The organism is Roseomonas sp. FDAARGOS_362 (assembly GCF_002754815.1).
GTDB classification, from domain to species: Bacteria; Pseudomonadota; Alphaproteobacteria; order Acetobacterales; family Acetobacteraceae; genus Roseomonas; species Roseomonas mucosa.
This window is the reverse complement of record NZ_CP024588.1, coordinates 887,353-907,008: the sequence shown is the minus strand read 5'-3', so window position 1 is coordinate 907,008 and position 19,656 is coordinate 887,353. Positions and strand designations below refer to the sequence as shown.

General features: G+C 70.4%; 19 protein-coding genes and 1 tRNA gene. 9 read left to right on the top strand and 11 right to left on the bottom strand.

The features are described from left to right. Positions 1-49 precede the first annotated feature (49 nt). The 7 genes from CTJ15_RS09035 (at position 50) to CTJ15_RS09005 (ending at position 7,920) form a co-directional block, all read left to right on the top strand. Positions 50-2,329: a PAS domain-containing sensor histidine kinase gene (locus CTJ15_RS09035; RefSeq protein WP_019459849.1), complete on the top strand. Its 2,280-nt coding sequence runs from the start codon at positions 50-52 to the stop codon at positions 2,327-2,329. Then, entirely contained in the window at positions 2,319-3,728 is a 1,410-nt protein-coding gene (locus CTJ15_RS09030; protein WP_019459848.1) for a sigma-54 dependent transcriptional regulator, read from the top strand. The genes CTJ15_RS09035 and CTJ15_RS09030 overlap by 11 nt, the downstream gene beginning before the upstream one ends. An 89-nt stretch (positions 3,729-3,817) precedes the next feature. After that, positions 3,818-4,690, top strand: coding sequence for a D-amino-acid transaminase (locus CTJ15_RS09025; protein ID WP_099781497.1), 873 nt, complete (start codon positions 3,818-3,820; stop codon positions 4,688-4,690). Next, the gene (locus tag CTJ15_RS09020; RefSeq protein WP_099781496.1) at positions 4,687-5,361 is read left to right on the top strand and encodes an HAD family hydrolase; all 675 of its coding nucleotides are present in this window, start codon (positions 4,687-4,689) and stop codon (positions 5,359-5,361) included. Before CTJ15_RS09025 ends, CTJ15_RS09020 begins: the two co-directional genes overlap by 4 nt. A 93-nt stretch (positions 5,362-5,454) precedes the next feature. Continuing rightward, complete coding sequence (hfq, locus tag CTJ15_RS09015; RefSeq protein ID WP_019459845.1) at positions 5,455-5,775, top strand: RNA chaperone Hfq; 321 nt, start codon at positions 5,455-5,457, stop codon at positions 5,773-5,775. Continuing rightward, complete coding sequence (hflX, locus tag CTJ15_RS09010; RefSeq protein WP_369924172.1) at positions 5,768-7,081, top strand: GTPase HflX; 1,314 nt, start codon at positions 5,768-5,770, stop codon at positions 7,079-7,081. Before hfq ends, hflX begins: the two co-directional genes overlap by 8 nt. Positions 7,082-7,086: 5 nt before the next feature. Further along, on the top strand, positions 7,087-7,920 hold the full coding sequence (locus CTJ15_RS09005; RefSeq protein WP_058389236.1) for an inositol monophosphatase family protein: 834 nt from the start codon (positions 7,087-7,089) through the stop codon (positions 7,918-7,920). A gap of 1 nt (position 7,921) precedes the next feature. Here CTJ15_RS09005 and mazG read toward each other — a convergent pair whose 3' ends face one another. The 10 genes from mazG to CTJ15_RS08955 all read right to left on the bottom strand — a co-directional run bounded on the left by mazG (position 7,922) and on the right by CTJ15_RS08955 (position 18,207). Then, the gene (mazG, locus tag CTJ15_RS09000) at positions 7,922-8,776 is read right to left on the bottom strand and encodes a nucleoside triphosphate pyrophosphohydrolase (protein WP_075821803.1); all 855 of its coding nucleotides are present in this window, start codon (positions 8,774-8,776) and stop codon (positions 7,922-7,924) included. Between the two features lie 62 nt (positions 8,777-8,838). Then, positions 8,839-9,624, bottom strand: coding sequence for an MBL fold metallo-hydrolase (locus CTJ15_RS08995; protein ID WP_075821804.1), 786 nt, complete (start codon positions 9,622-9,624; stop codon positions 8,839-8,841). 13 nt (positions 9,625-9,637) lie between these two features. Continuing rightward, complete coding sequence (locus tag CTJ15_RS08990; RefSeq protein WP_019459840.1) at positions 9,638-10,420, bottom strand: TatD family hydrolase; 783 nt, start codon at positions 10,418-10,420, stop codon at positions 9,638-9,640. Continuing rightward, the gene (gene metG / locus CTJ15_RS08985; RefSeq protein WP_019459839.1) at positions 10,417-11,940 is read right to left on the bottom strand and encodes a methionine--tRNA ligase; all 1,524 of its coding nucleotides are present in this window, start codon (positions 11,938-11,940) and stop codon (positions 10,417-10,419) included. Before metG ends, CTJ15_RS08990 begins: the two co-directional genes overlap by 4 nt. 60 nt (positions 11,941-12,000) lie before the next feature. Further along, positions 12,001-13,047 (bottom strand): DNA polymerase III subunit delta', encoded by a 1,047-nt coding sequence (locus tag CTJ15_RS08980; RefSeq protein ID WP_075821806.1) that lies wholly within the window; start codon positions 13,045-13,047, stop codon positions 12,001-12,003. Then, positions 13,044-13,679 (bottom strand): dTMP kinase, encoded by a 636-nt coding sequence (gene tmk, locus CTJ15_RS08975; protein ID WP_075821807.1) that lies wholly within the window; start codon positions 13,677-13,679, stop codon positions 13,044-13,046. Before tmk ends, CTJ15_RS08980 begins: the two co-directional genes overlap by 4 nt. A 14-nt stretch (positions 13,680-13,693) precedes the next feature. Next, a complete protein-coding gene (locus CTJ15_RS08970) occupies positions 13,694-14,926 on the bottom strand; it encodes a D-alanyl-D-alanine carboxypeptidase family protein (protein ID WP_019459836.1) in 1,233 nt (410 codons plus the stop codon). A gap of 131 nt (positions 14,927-15,057) precedes the next feature. Next, positions 15,058-15,960 carry a septal ring lytic transglycosylase RlpA family protein gene (locus CTJ15_RS08965; protein ID WP_019459835.1) on the bottom strand — a complete coding sequence of 301 codons (903 nt, stop codon included), beginning with the start codon at positions 15,958-15,960 and terminating at the stop codon, positions 15,058-15,060. Positions 15,961-16,037: 77 nt separating this feature from the next. Continuing rightward, positions 16,038-17,021 carry a lytic transglycosylase domain-containing protein gene (locus CTJ15_RS08960; RefSeq protein WP_019459834.1) on the bottom strand — a complete coding sequence of 328 codons (984 nt, stop codon included), beginning with the start codon at positions 17,019-17,021 and terminating at the stop codon, positions 16,038-16,040. 121 nt (positions 17,022-17,142) lie between these two features. After that, positions 17,143-18,207 (bottom strand): lipid A deacylase LpxR family protein, encoded by a 1,065-nt coding sequence (locus CTJ15_RS08955; protein WP_075822720.1) that lies wholly within the window; start codon positions 18,205-18,207, stop codon positions 17,143-17,145. Between the two features lie 51 nt (positions 18,208-18,258). On the opposite strand from CTJ15_RS08955, the gene CTJ15_RS08950 reads away from it, so the two are divergent. Next, positions 18,259-18,348 (top strand) — tRNA-Ser (locus CTJ15_RS08950). A 258-nt stretch (positions 18,349-18,606) separates the two neighbouring features. Then, positions 18,607-19,275, top strand: a complete 669-nt coding sequence (locus CTJ15_RS08945) for a DsbA family oxidoreductase (RefSeq protein WP_019459832.1) — start codon at positions 18,607-18,609, stop codon at positions 19,273-19,275. A gap of 53 nt (positions 19,276-19,328) precedes the next feature. On the opposite strand, the gene CTJ15_RS08940 is transcribed toward CTJ15_RS08945, so the two are convergent. Further along, complete coding sequence (locus CTJ15_RS08940; RefSeq protein ID WP_075822721.1) at positions 19,329-19,640, bottom strand: hypothetical protein; 312 nt, start codon at positions 19,638-19,640, stop codon at positions 19,329-19,331. Positions 19,641-19,656: the final 16 nt, after the last annotated feature.

Sequence of the window (19,656 nt, the reverse complement as noted above, 5' to 3'; positions counted from 1 at the left end):
GGCGGCCGGGTTCTGGGGGGCGGCGGGGAACTGCTCTAGACTGCCCCCGATGAGCTCCGCCCCCGCTTCCCGCAGCCTCACCCGGCGTGCGGCCGACCTCCTCCTGGGCCGGGCGATGACCCTTGGCCTGGCGCTCGGGGCACTGCTGCTGGGGATCGGCACCTTCACCCTCCTGTCCAACGGCAGCCCCTTCGGCCCGACCCGGCCCGGGCAGGTCGCGGCCATGGTGCTGGTGAACGCGGCCTTCCTGCTTCTGCTCGGCGCCTCGCTGGCCGGGCGGCTGGTGCGGGTCTGGGCGGAGCGCCGCTCCGGCAGCGCCGGCTCGCGCCTGCATGTGCGGCTGGTGCTGATGTTCGGCGTGGTGGCGGTGGTGCCGGCGCTGCTGGTGGGCACCTTCGCGGCGGTCTTCTTCAACCTGGGCATCCAGGCCTGGTTCAGCGACCGCGTGCGCTCGACCCTGGAGGCCAGCCTCGTCGCATCCCGCGCCTATCTGGACGAGCACCGCAACGCCATCCGGGCGGACGCGCTGGGCATGGCGGCCGACCTCAACCGCGCCTCCATGCTGCTCCAGAGCAACCCGGAGGCCTTCGGGCGGCTGCTCGCCACCCATACCGCCATGCGCGGCCTGACGGATGCCATCGTCTACGAGCCGGTGCTGGGCACCGTGGTCGCCCATGCCGGCCTTTCGACTGCCACGGTCATGCCGCCGCTGGAAAGCTGGGCCTACGAACTGGCCCGCTCGGGCGAGGTCGTTGTGCTGCCCAACGAGTCCGACGAGCCGCGGGTGCAGGCGCTGGTGATGCTGGACATCGCGCCGGGGCTGATCCTGCAGATCGGCCGGCCGGTGGATTCCGGGGTCCTGGAGCACATGCGGGCCACCGAGCGGGCCTTCCAGGCCTATGACCAGCTCGACCGCAACCGGTCCGGGCTGCAGATCACCTTCGCCATGATCTTCGCCATCGCGGCGCTGCTGGTGCTGATGGCGGCGGTGCTGATCGGGCTGGTCCTGGCCAACCAGATCGCCCGGCCGATCGCACGGCTGATCAACGCGGCGGAGCGGGTGAGGGGCGGCGACCTCTCGGTCAAGGTGGAGGAGGGGCCGCAGAACGACGAGGTCGCCTCCCTCTCCCGCGCCTTCAACCGCATGACCAACCAGCTCGCGGCCCAGCGGTCGGAGCTGATGGAGGCCTATCGCCAGATCGACGAGCGCCGGCGCTTCACCGAGACGGTGCTCTCGGGCGTTTCCGCCGGGGTGGTGGGCCTGGATACCGAGGGGCGGGTGAACCTGCCCAACCGTTCCGCCTCCGACCTGCTGGGCAAGGACATGGAGGCCGCCATCGGCCAGCCCCTGGCCGAGGTGGTGCCGGAATTCGCGCCCCTGGTCCGCGCCGCCACCGCCGCGCCGGAGCGGGAGCAGACCGCCGAGATCCGGCTGGGCGCCGCCCCGGAGCGGCGCACCCTGCTGGCCCGCATGGGCGCGGAGGTGCAGGCCGGGCAGGTGGTGGGCTACGTCCTGACCTTCGACGACATCACGGCTCTGCTCTCGGCCCAGCGCAAGGCCGCCTGGGCCGACGTGGCGCGGCGCATCGCGCATGAGATCAAGAACCCGCTGACCCCGATCCAGCTTTCGGCGGAACGGCTGAAGCGGCGCTACCTGAAGGAGATCGCCTCCGATCCCGAGACGTTCCAGGCCTGCACCGACACCATCGTCCGGCAGGTGGGCGACCTGCGGCGCATGGTGGACGAGTTTTCCGCCTTCGCCCGCATGCCGCAGCCGGTGATCCGGCCCGAGGACCTGTCGCGGCTGGCGCGGGAGGCCATGGTGCTGCAGCGGGATGCGCATCCGGCCATCGCCTACGAGACCCATTTCCCGGAGAATGGCCCCATGGTGCCCTGCGACCGGCGCCTGCTGAACCAGGCGCTGATCAACCTGCTGCAGAACGCCGCCGACGCGATCGTGATGCGGCCGGAGGGAGAGGCCGGCGGGCGCATCGCCTTCACCGTCTCGGTGGAGAAGGATGGAGCCGCCTTCATCGTCGAGGACAACGGTGTAGGCTTGCCGACCGGCGAAGACAGGGACCAGCTCACGGAACCGTACGTGACCCACAAGGCGAAAGGCACCGGTCTGGGCCTTGCCATCGTGAAGAAGATCATGGAGGACCATGGTGGCCGGCTGACGCTGAGCGACCGTGGGGACGGTCCGGGGGCGCGGGCGTCGCTCTTCCTGCCTTTCGCGCCCCCGGGAGACAAACCGGGCGAGAAGAGGGAGGGTCATGCCGTGCCAGGTGAGACTGCCAGGGAAACGGAGAGCCTGCGTCATGGCGCATGACATCCTGATCGTGGATGATGAGCCCGACATCCGGTCCCTGATCGAGGGCATCCTGCAGGATGAAGGGTACGAGACGCGTTCGGCGCGCAATTCGGACGAGGCTCTGGCCTCCTTCCGGCAGCGCCGGCCGAACCTCGTGATCCTGGACATCTGGCTGCAGGGTTCGCGCCTCGACGGGTTGGGCATCCTCCAGGCCATCCATGGCGAGGAGCCACAGGTGCCGGTGGTGATGATCTCGGGGCACGGCACCATCGAGACGGCGGTCCAGGCGATCCAGCAGGGCGCCTACGACTTCATCGAGAAGCCTTTCCAATCGGATAGGCTGCTACTCGTGGCCTCGCGCGCCCTGGAGGCCGCGCGGCTGAAGCGGGAGAACAGCGAGCTGCGCCTGCGCAGCGGGCCGGAAACGGAGCTCGCGGGCGTTTCCTCCGCCATCGCCCAGCTTCGCCAGGCCATCGAGCGCCTGGCGCCGACCGGGTCGCGGGCGCTGATCACCGGCCCGGCCGGCTCCGGCAAGGAGGTCGCGGCGCGGATGATCCACGCCCGCTCCAAGCGCGCCGCCGAGCCCTTCGTGGCGTTGAACTGCGCCACGCTGAACCCGGCCCGCTTCGAGGAGGAGCTGTTCGGTGTCGAGGGCGGGACGGACCCAGCCACCCAGCCGCGCCGCGCCGGCGTGCTGGAGCGTGCCCATGGCGGCACGCTCCTGCTCGACGAGGTCGCGGACATGCCGCTGGAGACCCAGGGCAAGATCGTCCGGGCGCTGCAGGAGCAGGGCTTCGAGCGCGTCGGCGGCTCGACCCGGGTGAAGGTGGATGTGCGCGTGCTCGCCACCACCAACCGGGACCTCGCCGCCGAGATCGCTGCCGGGCGCTTCCGGGAGGACCTGTTCTACCGCCTCGCCGTGGTGCCGCTGCGGGTGCCGCCGCTGCGCGAGCGGCGGGAGGACGTGCCGGTGCTGGCGCGCTCCCTGATGGCCCGTTCCGCCGAGGCCGCCGGCATCCCGCCGCGCGAGATCAGCGAGGACGCCATGGCGGCGATGCAGGCCTATGACTGGCCGGGCAATGTCCGCCAGCTACGCAACATCGTGGACTGGCTGCTGATCATGGCGCCGGGTGGGGCGGGCGAGAGCATCCGGCCGGAGATGCTGCCGCCCGAGATCGGCTCCGCCGCCCCGGCCATGCTGAAGCTGGATCGTTCCAGCGAGATCATGACCCTACCGCTGCGCGAAGCGCGCGAGCTCTTCGAGCGGCAGTACCTGGAGGCGCAGCTGTTGCGCTTCTGCGGCAATATCAGCCGCACAGCGAATTTCGTCGGCATGGAGCGCAGCGCGCTGCACCGGAAGCTGAAGTTCCTGGGCGTGAGCGCCGACGAGCGCGCCAATGCCAGCGTGGGGGCCTGAAACGGGCCCCTGACCGGGCCTTCAGTCTTTTTTGCCCGGGTTGCGGGCCTGATGGGAGACCCCGGAGGGAAAGCCCCCGGGGACAGAGGATGTCGCGTATTGCCTATGTGAACGGCCAGTACGTTCCGCAGCGCCAGGCCAGCGTGAACGTGGAGGACCGGGGCTACCAGTTCGGGGACGGGATCTACGAGGTCGTCCATATCTACAAGGGCCGCTTCATCGACGAGGACCGCCACCTCGCCCGGCTGGAACGCAGCCTGCGCGAGATCCGCATCCCGATGCCGATGTCCCTGGCGGCCCTGCGCTCCGTGCTGCGGGAGCTGGTGCGGCGGAACCGGATCGCCGAGGGGCTGGTCTACATGCAGGTGACGCGGGGCGTGGCGCCGCGCGGCCATGCCTTCCCGAAGAAGCCGGTGCCGCCCGCGGTGGTGATGACGGTCAAGCGCATCCCGCCCTATCCGGCCAGCATCGAGGGCTGGAACCTGAAGGCCATCACCGCCCCGGACGAGCGCTGGGCGCGACCGGACATCAAGACCGTGAACCTGCTGCCCAACGTGCTGGCGCGGCAGGCGGCGAAGGAGCAGGGGGCCTCGGAGGCCATCCTCTTCGACCCCGGCACGAAGGAGGTCATGGAGGGGGCCGCGACCAGCTTCTGGATCGTGGACGAGGCCGGCGCCATCCGCACCCGGCGGCTGGACCAGCACATCCTGCCCGGCTGCACCCGCGGCGCGCTGATCGGCGAGATGCAGGCGGCCGGCATCCGCTTCGAGGAAGGCAGCTTCACCCTGGACGACCTGGCCCGGGCGCGAGAGGCCTTCATCACCTCCGCCACCTCCTTCGTGAAGCCGGTGGTCGAGGTGGATGGGAGGCCGGTGGGCGACGGCAGGGCCGGGCCGGTGGCGCGGCAGCTCTTCGACCTCTTCGCCCGGCATGTGAAGGGCGGTCTCCCGAACGCCGCGTGAGCGCCCTGGACACGCTGCCGCGCGCCATCGTCTGGGACTGGGACAACACCCTGGCCGATGGCTGGCCGGCCATCATGGCCGGGCTGAACGCCGCCTTCTCGGCCTTCGGCCTGCCGCAATGGACGCTGGAGGAGGTGCGGGCCAATGTCCGCAAGTCGCTCCGGGATTCCTTTCCCGCGATCTTCGGCGCTGAATGGACCCGGGCGCGGGACATCTTCTATGCCGAGGTCCGGGCGCGGCATCTCGTAGTGCTGGAGCCCATGCCCGGTGCCGGCGCCCTGCTGGCCGAGGCCGCGCGGCATGTCCCGCTGGCGGTGGTCTCCAACAAGCAGGGGCCGCTGCTTCGGGCCGAGGCCGCGCAACTGGGCTGGACGGGCCATTTCCGTGCCCTGGTCGGGGCAGGGGACACTGTGGCCGACAAGCCCTCGCCGGAGCCTATCCGCCTTGCCTGTGCCGCCTGCGGCATTTTGCCGGGGCCGGATGTCTGGTATGTGGGGGATAACGCCCTGGACATGGAGGCCGCGCGCCGCGCCGGCTGCCGGGGCGTGCTGCTGGGCTTCGCCGAACATGACGGCGGGCTGGCGGCGATCACGCGGGACGGGGATTACCCGGACGCCGAAATGATGCGTTCCGCCCTGCTGGGGCTTGCATTGGCGGCGCGCTTGGGCTGAACCTCGACCGCTTGGGGTGCGGGGGTGCCGCACCCTGTTTCCAGGAGAGGGCCGGGCAAACCGGCTCCGCTCACAAGAAGAAGGACCGAGCCAATGGCCGCCGAGAAGTCCCAGAACGTTCAGGACGTGTTCCTGAACCATGTCCGCAAGAGCAAGACCCCAGTCACGGTGTTCCTCGTGAACGGCGTCAAGCTCCAGGGCATCATTACCTGGTTTGATAATTTTTCCGTGCTGCTTCGTCGCGACGGGCATACCCAGCTCGTCTACAAGCACGCCATCAGCACGGTCATGCCGGGTGCTCCGATCCAACTCTTCGATGCCGCCTCGTCGGGTCAGCAGGCGCCTGAGCGCCCGCTGCGCGAGACGACCATGACCCTGCAGCGGGAGCCGCAACCTGTCGGCAGTTCTGACTGACACGCGCGGCGGGCCGACGCCCGCCGCCGTCATCCTTCCCTGGGAGAAGCCCGCCCGTACCGGACCGGACTTCCCCGGGGCCAGCCGTGCCGCCGAGGCGCGTCTCGCCGAGGCGGTGGGCCTTGCCGCCTCCATCGGCGTCGCCATCGTCCACAGCGCGGCCCTTCCGCTGCGCACCCGGCGCCCCAGCACGCTGCTGGGAGAGGGACAGGTGGAATCCGTCGCCCTGGCGGTGAAGGAGCACCATGTCCAGGTCGTGGTGGTGGACGCGGCGCTGACGCCCGTCCAGCAGCGCAACCTGGAGCGCGCATGGGGCTGCAAGGTCATCGACCGGACCGGCTTGATCCTGGAGATCTTCGGCGAGCGCGCCCGTACGCGGGAAGGCTCGCTGCAGGTCGAACTCGCGCATCTGGAATACCAGCGCACCCGGCTCGTGCGGTCCTGGACCCACCTGGAACGGCAGCGGGGCGGCTTCGGCTTCCTTGGCGGCCCCGGTGAGTCGCAGATCGAGATCGACCGTCGCCTGATCGGCGAACGGATCGTCAAGCTGAAGAAGGAACTGGAGCAGGTGCGCCGCACCCGCGGCCTGCACCGCCGGGCGCGCGAGAAGGTGCCGCATCCGGTGGTGGCCCTGGTCGGCTACACCAATGCCGGCAAATCCACCCTGTTCAACGCGCTCACCGGCGCCAGCGTCTATGCGCAGGACCAGCTCTTCGCGACGCTGGACCCAACCATGCGCGCGATCCGTCTGCCCAGCGGGCGGACGGTGATCCTGTCGGACACGGTGGGCTTCATCTCGGAACTGCCGACCCAGCTCGTGGAGGCCTTCCGCGCCACGCTGGAGGAGGTCGCCGCTGCCGACGTCATCCTGCATGTGCGCGACGTGGCGCATCCTGACTCGGCCGCCCAGCGCGCCGACGTGCTGGAGGTGCTGAACGAGATGGCCGAAGGGCCGGACGCGGCACTGGACCCGGAATGGACCAGCCGCATGCTGGAGGTGCTGAACAAGGCCGACCTGCTCGGCGGGCTGGACCAGGCGGCCGAGCGTGGGGCAGGGGAGGCGATCGCCGTCTCGGCCCTGACCGGCGAAGGGCTGGACCGGCTGCGCCTTGCGCTGGACGAGCGGCTTTCCGCCGGCATGGTGGTCACGGATGTCGCGGTGGAGCCGGCCGACGGCGCCACCGTCGCCTGGCTCTACCAGAATGGCGAGGTCCTGGCCCGCGAGGATGGCGAGGATGCCATCCATCTGCGGGTCCGGCTCAGCCAGGCCGATCTGGGCCGTTTCGAGACACGCCAGGAACCCTGACACCCATGACCATCAACGCCCGGGCGGTGACCGACATCGCCCAGTTGCTGCGCGAGGCCGCGCAGCGCGAGATCATGCCCCGCTTCCGCCGGCTGGCGGAGGGCGCGGTACGGATCAAGACTGGCCCGACCGACCTGGTGACCGATGCGGACGAGGCGGCCGAACGCCATATCGCCGCCGGACTTCAGGCCATGCTGCCGGGCTGCGTGGTGGTGGGCGAGGAAGCGACCGCCGCCGAGCCGGCGCTGCTGGACCGGCTGGCGGATGCGGAACTGGCCTTCGTGGTCGATCCGGTGGACGGCACCGCGAATTTCGCCGCCGGCGTGCCGCTCTTCGGCACCATGGCGGCGGCCTTCCAGCGCGGCGAGGTGATTGCCGCCTGGATCCATGACCCGGTAAGCGACGACACCGCCGTGGCCCTGCGCGGTGAGGGCGCCTGGAACGAGGCGGCGGACGGCACCCGGACCGGCGCCCTCCGGGTGGCCGAGCCGGTGCCGGTCAGCCGCATGGTGGCCGGGGTCTCCTGGACCTATCTGCCGGAGCCGCTACGCTCGCGCGTGGTGACCCGCCTGCCGGGGCTGGGCTCGACCTTCCATTTCCGCTGCGCGGCGCATGAATACCTGCTGCTGGCGAGCGGCCATATCCACGCGACCTTCTACAACCGGCTGATGCCCTGGGACCACGCTCCGGGCTGGCTGCTGCACCGGGAGGCCGGGGGCCATTCCGCCCAGTTCGACGGCAGCCCCTATGACGCGGCGCGGGTGCGGGCCGGCGGGCTGATCTGTGCGCCGGACCGTGACTCCTGGCAGGAGCTGCGGGACAGCCTGCTGGGCGGGTAGATCAGCTTCGGCGCTCCGCTGCCTTGGCGGACTGCCAGAGGGCCTCCATCTCTTCCAGCGAGGCGTCGCGCGGCGCGCGGCCCTCGCGGGCCAAGGCGGCCTCGATGGCGCCGAAGCGGCGCTCGAACTTGGCGTTCGCCCGGTGCAGGCACTGTTCCGGATCGAGGTCCAGCTTCCGCGCGAGATTGGCGAGGACGAAGAGCATGTCGCCCATCTCGTCCTCCAACCGGGCACGGTCAGAGCCTGGCAGCTCGGCCCGGAGCTCCGCCGTTTCCTCCGCCAGCTTCTCCAGCACGGATTCCGCATCCGGCCAGTCGAAGCCCACCCGCCCGGCGCGGCGGGTCAGCTTGGCGGCGCGAGTCAGGGCGGGGAGGGCGTCCGGCACCCCGGCCAGCGTTCCGGTCTCGCCGCGCTTCGCCCGTTCGGCGGATTTGCGGACCTCCCAGGCCTCGGTCTGGGCCGCGGCATCGGCGATTTCGGCCGAGCCGAAGACATGCGGGTGCCGCGCCAGCATCTTGTCGCCGATTGAGCGCGCCACGTCGGCGAAGCGGAAATGTCCGGCTTCCTCCGCCATCTGTGCGTGGTAGACGGCCTGGAACAGCAGGTCGCCCAGTTCGTCGCGCAACGCCGGCCAGTCGCGGCGGGCAATGGCATCCGCGACCTCATAGGCCTCCTCGATCGTATAGGGCGCAATGCTGTCGAAATCCTGCTCCTGGTCCCAGGGGCAGCCATCCGGGGCCCGGAGCCGCGCCATGATGTTCAGCAGGCGCCGGATTTCCCGGGCGTCGTCATCCCGGGCGGGGGTGTCCAGGGCTGGAGTGTCCAGGGCTGGGGAGGGTGGATTGGCGGGGTTCATCGGCCTGTCCATCTAGTTTCGATAATATATATTATGTAAAATGCCGCATAGCCGGGAATGCTTCAGCGGCTCTCCAGCACCAGCCCGTCATGGGCCGCCTCGATGCCTTCCGGCAGATTCGCGCGCATCCAGGCCCAGTCCAGGTCGGGTCCCATATGCGTCAGCACCGTGCGGCGTGGACGCAGCCGCTCAACCCACCGCAGTACCTGTTCCAGATGCGCATGCACCGGATGCGGCCGCCGACCGAAGCAATCGATCACCCAGGTATCGAGCCCGTGGAGCTGCTCCAGGCTTTCCTCCGGCATCACCACCACATCGGTCGAATAGGCGAAATCGCCGATCCTCAGCCCCAGTGTGTCCATCACCTTGTGGTCCTGCCGGAACAGCCGGACCAGAAATCCCGCAGCCTCGATCTCCTGCCCCGCATCGATCTCCACCGGCACCAGCGCCGGGCGGTAGAAGGTTGGCGTCGGCTCGCGGAAGGCATAGTCGAAGCGCCGGGCCGCATCCTCCAGCGTCGCCGCCGTGCCGAAGCATGGCAGGGCCCGGTCCATCAGCCGGTTGAGCTGCCGGACGTCGTCCAGCCCCATGACATGGTCGGCATGGGAGTGAGTCAGCAGGATCGCGTCCACCCAGGCGCAGCCCACGGCCAGGAGCTGAGTCCGCATGTCGGGCCCGGCATCGACCAGCAGGGTCCGCCCATCCGGCGCCTGCACCAGGATGCTGGAACGGCTGCGGCGGTTGCGCGGCTCGCCAGGGTCGCAGGCTCCCCAGTCGCCACGCCCATCCGCGCCGCCGATAATCGGCACGCCCCCGGAACTGCCACAGCCCAGGATGGTAATTTTCAACAAGAACAGCTCCTTAGGCGATCTTCTTGAAAAGCCTTCTGACGTTTCCTGTGGTCAGTGCGGCAAGCTCTTCGAGGCTCATCCCCCTGACTTCGGCCAGTTTCCGGGCCGTGTGCATGACATAGGCCGGCTCGCAGCGCTTGCCGCGGAAAGGCGCCGGCGCGAGATAGGGCGAGTCCGTCTCCACGAGCAGGCGATCCGCTGGAAGATCGCGCGCCACATCCCTGATATCCTGACTTTTCGGGAAGGTCAGGATGCCGGAGAAGGAGACATGGCCCCCAGCCGCCACGACCTCCTCCGCCAGTGCTCGACCGGAGGAGAAACAGTGCAGCAGCACGTCGAAAGCCCCGCCCGACTCACGCTCCTCGCGCAGGATGCGGGCCGTGTCCTCGTCCGCCGCGCGCGTATGCACCACGACCGGCAGGTCGAGGCGCCGGGCTACGCGGATATGGCGCCGGAAGCTCTCTGCCTGGATCGATGCGTGTTCGGCCGCGTAGTGGTAGTCCAGTCCGGTCTCGCCGATGCCCACGACGCGCGGATGATCGGCGGCGGCGGCGATCTCGGCCTCCTCCGGCATCGGCACCTCGTGGATGCTCAACGGATGCACGCCGACCGTGCCCCAGACATCGGGGAAGCGCTCGATCAGCCCCCTCACCGCCTCCGCCTGGGCGATCTTGGTGCCGATGGTGATCATGCGTCCCACGCCTGCCTCGCGGGCGCGGCCGACCACCGCCTCGACCTCCTCCTCGCCGAAGTAGTCGAGGTGGCAGTGGCTGTCGGTGATCGTTTCGCTCACGCCTCGACCTCGATCTTGCGAAACAGCGGCGTGGGCGGCGGCAGCACTGTGCCTTCCGGCAGGGCCTTGAGGGTGGACAGCGTCCGCTCCCCCTCGCCCACGCCGAGTTGGTCCAACAGCGCCCCCATTGTGTCCGGCATGAAGGGCAGCAGCACTGTGGCCAGCATCCGCAGCGTGGTGTGCAGGTTGCGCAGCACCGCACCCATGCGCTCCGGATCGGTCTTCTTCAGCGACCAGGGCTTCTGAGCGTCGATCCAGGCATTGCCCAGGCGCACGACCACCCAGATCCGCTCCAGCGCCTCGTGGAAGGCCTGGCGGTCCAGCGCCTCGCCCACCGAGTCAGGCAGGCTGCCCATGGCCTCCAGCAGTTCGCGGTCATCCTCCGTCGGCGGGCTCAGCGGTGGCAGCCGGCCATCGCAGTTCCGCTGGATCATCGACAGGGTGCGTTGCGCCAGATTGCCAAGATCGTTCGCCAACTCATTGTTCAGGCGGGAAATCAGGGCCTTCCGGCTGAAATCGCCATCATTGCCGAAGGGCACTTCGCGCAGCAGGAAGTAGCGCATGGGGTCGAGGGCGAATTCCTCCACCAGCGCCACGGGGTCGATGACATTGCCCAGTGACTTGGAGATCTTGCGCCCCTCATTGGTCCACCAGCCATGGGCGAAGACGCGCTTCGGCGGCGGCAGGTCGGCGGCCATCAGGAAGGCTGGCCAGTAGATGGCGTGGAAGCGCAGGATGTCCTTGCCGACGAAATGCACATCGGCCGGCCACCAGGGTGCCTCGCCGGGATAGCCGGCGGCGGTCAGGTAGTTGGTGAGTGCGTCGAGCCAGACATACATGACGTGCTTCTCGTCGCCCGGCACCGGCACGCCCCAGGTGAAGGAGGTGCGGGAGATCGAGAGGTCCTGCAGCCCGGCCTTCACGAAGCTCAGCACCTCGTTGCGGCGGGGATTCGGCGCGATGAATTCCGGATGGGCCTCGTAGAATTCCAACAGCTTCCCGCCCCATTCGCTCAGGCGGAAGAAGTAGGAAGGCTCCTGCGTCCACTCGACCGGAGCGCCGGAGGCGATGGCATAGCGCTGGCCATCGCGCTCCTCGATCTCGTCGGGGCCGTAGAAGGCCTCGTCGCGGACGGCGTACCAGCCCTCGTAATGGCCCAGGTAGATCTGGCCCTTCTCCACCAGCCGCTGCCACAGCGCGGCGCAGGCCTTCTTGTGCCGCTCCTCCGTGGTGCGGATGAAGTCGTCGTTGGACAGACCGTCCAGCTTCGCCAGGTCACGGAAGGCCTGGGAAACGCGGTCGGTGAAGGCCTGCGGGTCCTCGCCCGCCGCCTGCGCCGCCTTCTCCACTTTCTGCCCATGCTCGTCGGTGCCGGTCAGGAACAGCACGTCATAGCCGGCCATGCGCTTCCAGCGTGCCAGCACGTCGGCGGCGATGCCCGTATAGGCGTGGCCGATATGCGGCTTGTCGTTCACGTAATAGATCGGGGTGGTCAGAAAGAAGCGCTGCGCTTCGCCCATCGGTCGCGTTCCCATCGCTCGCGCTGCATCAGGGGCGGAGGCGACGGTGGGCCGCGGTGGTCAGCGTCGCCCGGGACTGCCACCCTGCGGCGACGCCTGGGGCTCCGCGAGCGCGCCGAGGCCGACCAGGACCGCCTGCTTGCGATCGAGGTTCAGCAGCTCCGTCTCATCCGCCATTCGTCCCAGGGTGTCCCACAGCCCCGCCCAGTCCGCAAGCGGGCGCTGCCCCAGCCAGGGCGGCGGCGGGGCGCCGCGCCCGGCCTGCCGGACCGCCGTGGCGATCGCGTCGCGCAGCAGGTTGACGAAGGTGGTGAAGCTGCTGCCGTCCCGCTTGGCGGCGAGGCGGTCGGCCAGGACATGCAGGGCGCGCGGCTCCGGCCGGGGCAGGCTGCGGAGGAAGGATTCCACCTCCTCGTGCAGGGCCAGGGCCTCGCCCTCCGCCAGCCGCAGCGCCCGGCCCGGCGAGCCGGCGGCGAGGCCTGCCAGCGTGGCGCGCTCCCCCTCCCCCATTTCCGGCAGCCAGCGGGCCAGCAGGCTTTCCAGCAGCGGCACCTCCAGCGCCGGCAGGTCGAGCCTGCGGCAGCGGGAGCGCACCGTGGGCAACAGCCGGTCCGGCGAATCCGTGACCAGGATCAGCACCGCCCGGGCCGGCGGTTCCTCCAGCGTCTTGAGCAGGGCATTCTGCGCCTCGCTGGCCAGGGCGGCGGCCTCGTCCACGATCACCGCGCGCCAGCCGCCCTCGGCGGGGGTCATGGACAGGAAGCGGGGCACGTCCCGCGCCTCCTCCACCGAGATCTGCCGCTTCACCTTGCCCTCGGCGACCTCGGGCGAGAGCGTCCGCAGATCGGCATGGGCCCCGTTCGCCACACGGGCGAAGACGGGATCGCGCGGATCGACCCGCAGCGGCTGCTCCACGGCATCGGGCTGCCCGGCCAGCAGCCAGCGGGCGTAGCGATAGGCCAGTGTCGCCTTGCCCACGCCCAAGGGCCCGGCCAGCAGCCAGGCATGGTGCGGCCGCCCACCCTGGGCAGCCTCCAGCAGCGCCAGGGCTGCACCGTCCTGGCCGAAGAGATCGGGGTTGGCGCGCGGTTCCGGCGGCGCGCTCATGCCTCCGGTCCCACCTTCAGGCCGAGCCGGTTCCGGATCTCGGTGAGCGCCTGCCTCAGCACGTCCTGTGGCGTACCCCCGGCGTCAAGCACCGCGCAGCGCGCCGGCTCGGCCGCTGCGATATCGCGGAAACCTTGGCGGACCCGCTCGTGGAAGGCTTCGTCGCGGTCCTCGAAATGGTTCGAGTCACCGCGGCGGATCGCCCTCGGCGTACCAACCGCTGGCGCGATGTCCAGAACCAGGGTCAGGTCAGGGCTCAGCCCATCCAGCGCCAGGGCAGCCAGGGTCCGGCAGCGATCCATCCCTACATCCCCGGCCATGCCCTGATAGACCATGGTGCTGTCGGCGAAGCGGTCGGAGACGACCCAGATCCCGGCCTCCAGCGCCGGGCGCACCGTATGGGCCACATGCTCGCGCCGGGCGGCGGCCATCAGCATGGCCTCGGCCACCGGGTCCCAGCCGCCACGCTCCAGCACGAGGCGGCGCACCGCCTCCGCCCCCGGCGCGCCGCCGGGCTCGCGCGTGCGCAGGACTGGCAGACCGGCGAGGGCTAGGCGTTGGACCAGGGCGCGGGCGAGCGTGGTCTTCCCCGCCCCCTCCCCGCCTTCCAGCGTGATCAGCCGGCCGGCCAAGGGCGTGCTTCCGCTCAGGAGCCGGAGACCCAGCGCCCGATCACCGCCGGGATGCGGGCCACCAGACCCATCTTCCCGACATCGGCGCCCGCGATCAGCGGCAGGCTCATCTCCGGCACGCCCTGACCGGAGACGTGGATCTTGCCGACCTCCTGCCCCTTGGCCACGGGGGCCTGCAGCGGCGCGCTGTAGCTGACCTTGACCTCCAGGTTCTTGCGCCAGCCGCGCGGCAGGGTGAGGACCAGGTCGCGCCCGCCCACCAGCGGCACGGTCGGCCGGTCGCCCAGATAGACCGGCGCCTCCTCCACCGTCTCGGCAGCGCGGAACAGGGTCACGTTGTCGAATTCGCGGAAGCCCCATTCGAGCAGGCGCTCGCCTTCCTCGCCGCGCGCCCGCATGGTCCCCAGCCCGTTCACCACCAGCAGCAGGCGCCGGTCGCCGCGCTTCACCGTGCCGACGAGGCCGTAGCCGCCATCGTCGGTATGCCCGGTCTTCAGCCCGTCGGCCCCGGCCATGCGGGCCAGCAGCGGGTTGCGGTTCTCCTGGGTGATGTTGTTCCAGCGGAAGGATCGCTCGTTGTAGTACTGCGCCTCCTGCGGGAAATCCTGCAGCAGCTTGCGGGCGATGATGGTGAGGTCGCGGGCCGTCATGTAGTGGTTCGGGTCGGGCCAGCCCGAGGAATTGCGGAAGTTGCTGCCCTTGAGGCCGAACTTCTTGCCGTAGTCGTTCATCAGCTCGGCGAACTGGTCCTCGCTGCCCGAGATGGCCTCGGCGAAGACGACGCAGGCATCGTTGCCCGACTGGACGATAACACCCTGGATCAGGTCCTTCACCGGGACCTGGGAACCGAGATCGACGAACATCTTCGAGCCGCCCATGCGCCAGGCGCGCTCGCTGACCGGCAGTTCCTGATCCATCCGCAGCCGGCCCTGCCGGATCATGTCGAAGACGATGTACATCGTCATCAGCTTGGTCATGGAGGACGGCGTCATCCGCTCGTCGGCGTTCTTCTCCAGCAGCACCGCGCCGGTGTTGACGTCGATCAGGATGGCCTGCCGCGCCTGGGTGTCCACCGGCCCGAGCGGCGTCGAGGCGGGATCCGAGGGCGGCGGCGGGGCTGCCGGCTTCTTCGCGGCGGCATGGGGGGCGGCCCGGCGCTGCGCCAGCGCATCGCCCGTCCACCCCATGAGACCGGCCCCGGCCCCCATCGCGGCCACGGCCCCCAGCAATTCGCGGCGCTTCGCCATGTCGAGAAATCCCCTTCCTGTCCGGCTTCCCCGGGTCTCCCCAGGCGCATCCCCCTGGCGAGTTCCCCCCGGCTGGCCCCCGGGCCGGCCCCCCGGCCAGCTCCCGGAGCCGGAAACCTATCCTGCCACAGTCAGTCGACCAGGATGCGCGCTTCCGATACGCCCGTGCGCAGCACCTGCTCAAGAGCCCGGTCGGCGGAAGCCGTATCCGGGAAGGGGCCCAGCCGCACCCGCCATTCCGGGCGCCGGCCCGGGCCGAAGGGCTCGGCCCGCGCACCGGGCACACGGGCCGCGAGCCGCCGGGCCGCGTCCGCGCCGGTGAAGCTGCCGAGCTGGATCATCAGACGCCCCGGCATGGCGGGCCCCTGACTCACGCGCTCCGGCAGGCGCTCCGGCGGCGGTGTGCGGTCCGGCTCCGGCACGGCGACGGCCCCGGACGCGAGCGTCGCGGCCCGGCCCGGCTGGCTCCCGCGGGCGCCGGGCGGCGGACCGAGGCTCTCGCGCTGCACCGTCCCGGCCGCAGCGGTGGCGATGCTCAGAGCCGGCATCTCACCCGGTGCGCGGGCGAGCGAGGCGGCCAGGGCGCGAGAGGGCTCGGCCTCTACCTCGATCCGCACCTGGGCCGGGCGGCCGCGGGCGATGCCCAGCAGCTCCGCGGCACGCGGGGACAGGCCGATCACCCGCCCCGGGTCCTGCGGCCCGCGGTCGTTGACCCGCACCGAGAGGCTGCGGCCGTTCTCCAGATTGGTCACGCGCAGGATGGCGGGCAGTTGCAGCGTGCGGTGCTGCGCGGTCAGCAGCGCCGGGTCGTAGGTTTCCCCATCCGCGGTGCGCCGCCCGTCCCCCGTCCCCGGCAGCACCGTGGCCAGCCCGGTTTCGGCCAGCCCGTAATCCTCGCGCGGATAGGACCAGAGGCCGCCCATGCTATAGGGCTGGCCGATCGTATAGACGGCGGGGGTCGGCGCCACGGGAGGCGTGCGCGGACCGCAGGAGGCCAGGACGAGGCCCAGGGCCAGGACCGCCGGGACCGCCATGCGGCCGCCCGCATGGCGGAGTCCGGCGCGGGAAGCCCTGGCGCGAGGGGCCGTGCCCCCCGCGGCGGAGGGCTGGATCACGCCACGCGGTCCGACAGCATCCCCACCGCCAGCGCATAGAAGTCGGACGGATTGTAGCGGCGGATGGCGTTGAAATTCCGGTACACCGCGAAGGCCTGCCCGTCGTCGCCCGGCACCACGATCGCGGCGTCCTGGTCGAAGCTCGGCAGGGCCGAGCCATCGGCCTTGCGCACCCCGAGACGCGCCCATTCGCCGAGCGGCTTACGGTTTTCCCGGCCCAGATCGCCCCGGTTCAGCCCGGCCGGCAGAGTCACCTCCCGCCCCCAGAGCACACCGCCCTCCCAGCCGCTCCTGGCCAGGTAGTTGGCGATGGAGCCCAGCGCGTCGGCGCGGTCGTCCCAGATGTCCTTGCGGCCGTCGCCATCGAAATCCACCGCCAGGCGGTTGAAGCTGCTGGGCATGAACTGCGGCTGGCCCATGGCGCCGGCATAGGAACCGCGCATCCGGTCCACGCTGACATGGCCGGCATCCAGGATCTTCAGCGCGGCGATCAGCTCGGCCCGGAAGAACTTCGCCCGGCGCCCTTCCCAGGCCAGGGTGGCCAGGGCCTCCACGGTGTTGAAGTTGCCCGTATAGGCGCCGTAGTTGGTTTCCAGTCCCCAGATCGCCACCACCACGCGGGCGCTGACGTTGAAGCGGCGCTCGATGTCCTGCAGCAGCGCCATGTTCTCGGCCACCATCTGGCGGCCCCGGTCGATGCGCGTCTGGCTCAGCCGCCCGTCACGGTACTGGGCCCAGGTCATGGTGAATTCGGGCTGCCGGCGGTCCAGCTCAATGACCTTGTCATTGGGCCGAAGGCCGGAAAGCGCCCGGCTCAGGGTCGCGTCCGAGATCCCGCCGCGGCGCGCCTCGGCACGCAGCCCCTGCAGGAAGGAGGCGAAGCTTTCCTCCTGCGCCCGTGCCCCGAACGGCACCAGGGAGGAGGCGGAAGCCCCGGCGGCAGCCAGGGTGGAAAGGAGAGCGCGTCTTGTGGCCGGCATGGGCGCAGAGGTGGCACGCGGCGCCGATTCCGGCAACGGATCGCGCGCCGCCGCCGAGTAACCTTTCCGGGGTGTTGCCCGCTTTCCCTGATGCGCCGTCGCAGCCGCCTGTGGTGGCCCCTCAGAACCGGAGGGAGATGTTGATCGACCCGAAGGACTGCGTGCCACGCTGGCCGTAGAATTCCTCGGAGCGCAGGATCTGCGTATAGGCGATGCGCATGTCGCGCCACAGCACGGCGAAGCCTGCCTGGAGGTCGCCCACCAGCCAGCGCCGGTCCACGCTGCGGCTGTCGCGCCAGGTGTTGCCGTCCAGCGTGATGTCGCGCCCCACGACGCGCCCGTCCACGCCGCCGAAGACGTACCAGCCGAGTTCCCGGGTCGGCTCGACCCAGCCCGAACCGGCCAGGGCCGGGCGGATGCGGGCCGGCCCCCAGTCGGACTCCAGGCCCTTGCCCAGGCGGAGGGTGCCGCCCACCGCGCCGTAGATGTTGCCGTTGCCCAGGGAGAGGGTGGCGGCCGGGATGATCTCCGTCTCGAATCCCTGCCAGCTGCCCGTGGAAACCCTCCAGCGCCGCTCGGTCAGCAGGTCGATCACCGGCTCGTCCTTGATCTGGTAGTCCCAGCCCTTGGTGGTCTTGACCCCGATCAGCCGGTGCCAGTTGTTCTGAACCTGTTCGCCCAGCGCCCCCGGACCCACCAGCCCGGCCTGGATCTCGAAGATGGTCTGGCGGCTGGGCGTGGCATGGCTGAGGCTGAGCGCGCCGTAGAGATGGCCGGCATAGGGCCGGTCCGAGGGATCCGGGTTCCGGAGCTGCTTGTCCTCCGGCGTGAAGATGTTGTGGCCGAAGGAGAGGCCCCAGCGCAGCGGCCCCGGCCCCAGCAGCCAGCCCATGCCGCGGTCGATCCAGGCCAGCGAATCGGGCATCGTGGTGGCCGGGGAACGCCAGGTCAGCAACAGCCCGTTGGTATAGTAGCGGTCGGAATTGCCGCCAAAGAGGTCGTTCTCCACCGTCAGGCCCCAGGTGCCTGACCGGACCGGCGTGGCCTCTGCGGGTGGCGTGGCCGATGGCGCGGCCACTGGCCCGGCCGCGCCGGCGGCGACCGGCGCCACCGGAGCGAGCATGGCCGCGATGAGCCCGGCATGGATGTGATGGAGGATGGCGCGGGCGCGGGGTGCGGAGTTCATCGCCCCCGGCTTGCCTTGCGGACCGCTCCGGAGCAAGGAAGGGCCTCGCGCGGATGGGTGGCCGAGCGGTCTAAGGCAGCGGTCTTGAAAACCGCCGTGGGTGCAAGCCCACCGTGGGTTCGAATCCCACCCCATCCGCCATCCCCCCAGCAGCTTTCATGGGGGCCGGGATACGCCAGCCTTCGGGGCTGCGAAAGCCTCGCCACTAAGCCTCGCCACTCCGGCCGTCGCCCCGCATCGCCCTTTGCCCGTCACGATATGGCGCATGGGCCGGCCCACGAGGAAAGCGGGAGCGGTAACGTCTCGGGACCGCCGCGTCATGGCCGAACGCGCCAGAACACCGGGATGCGCCGTCCAGAACGGTTTCCCCCGCCGGCCAGTGCTTCTATAATCGGCGCCGTGAACGTCCTTTCGCCACCACGCGCACGTCTCAGCATCGAAGTCGTCTTCGACCTCGTCTGTCCCTGGTGCTTCCTCGGCATACGCCGCCTGCGCCGGGCCCTGCGCTCGCGGCCCGACGTGATGGCCGACATGGTCTGGCGCCCCTTCCTGCTCAACCCTGATGCGGGCGTGGGGGGAATACAGCGTTCGGACTACATCGCTCGCCGCTTCGGCGGGGAGGACCGCACCCGGCGCCTGCATACCACGCTGGCGGAACTGGGCAGGGTGGAGGACATCGCCTTCCGGTTCGACCTGCTGCACCGCTCGGTCTCCTCGCTGGACGCGCACCGGCTGGTGCGGATGGCGGCGCGGATCGGCCGGGCGGACGAAGCTGTGGACCGGCTCTTCACCGGCTACTTCACCCAAGGTCTCGATATCGGCCGGCAGGACGTGCTCCTGCCCCTCGGCGTGTCGCTGGGGCTGGAACAGGCCACGCTGCACCGCTTCCTGTCCGGCAATGCCGAGGTCGAGGACGTGCACGCGGAGAACCTCCGTGCCCATCGCCTGGGCATCAACGGCGTGCCCTGCTTCGTGGTGAGCGGCCGCCATGCCATCGCCGGGGCGCAGGAGCCGGAGGTGCTGGAGCGCCTGCTGGACATCGCCATCACCGAGGGCGAGTTCGCCTGAACGACTCCTTCCGGGCCTGACCTTTCCGGATCCGGCGTTCCCGGGCCGAAGGCTCAGCCTGTCCTGGCACCGCCCGGCTGGTGGCCGCTGACCAGGCGCGCCGCGTCATGCGGCAGCCGCAGCACGTCGACAAGGCTCAGCAGGCCCAGCACCGCGACCACCAGGAAGGCCAGCCGGAAATCCCCCTGGGTCGGGACCCCGACTTCTCCATGGAAGGACTGGCCCAGCCGCAGCACCACGGCGCCCAGGGCGATGCCGAGGCCGAGCGCCATCTGCTGCACGGTGCTGAACAGCATGTTGGCGCCGCTCATACCGCCGGGCGGCACATCGGCGAAGGCCAGGGTGTTCAGCGCGGTGAACTGCATGGAGCGGGCCAGCCCG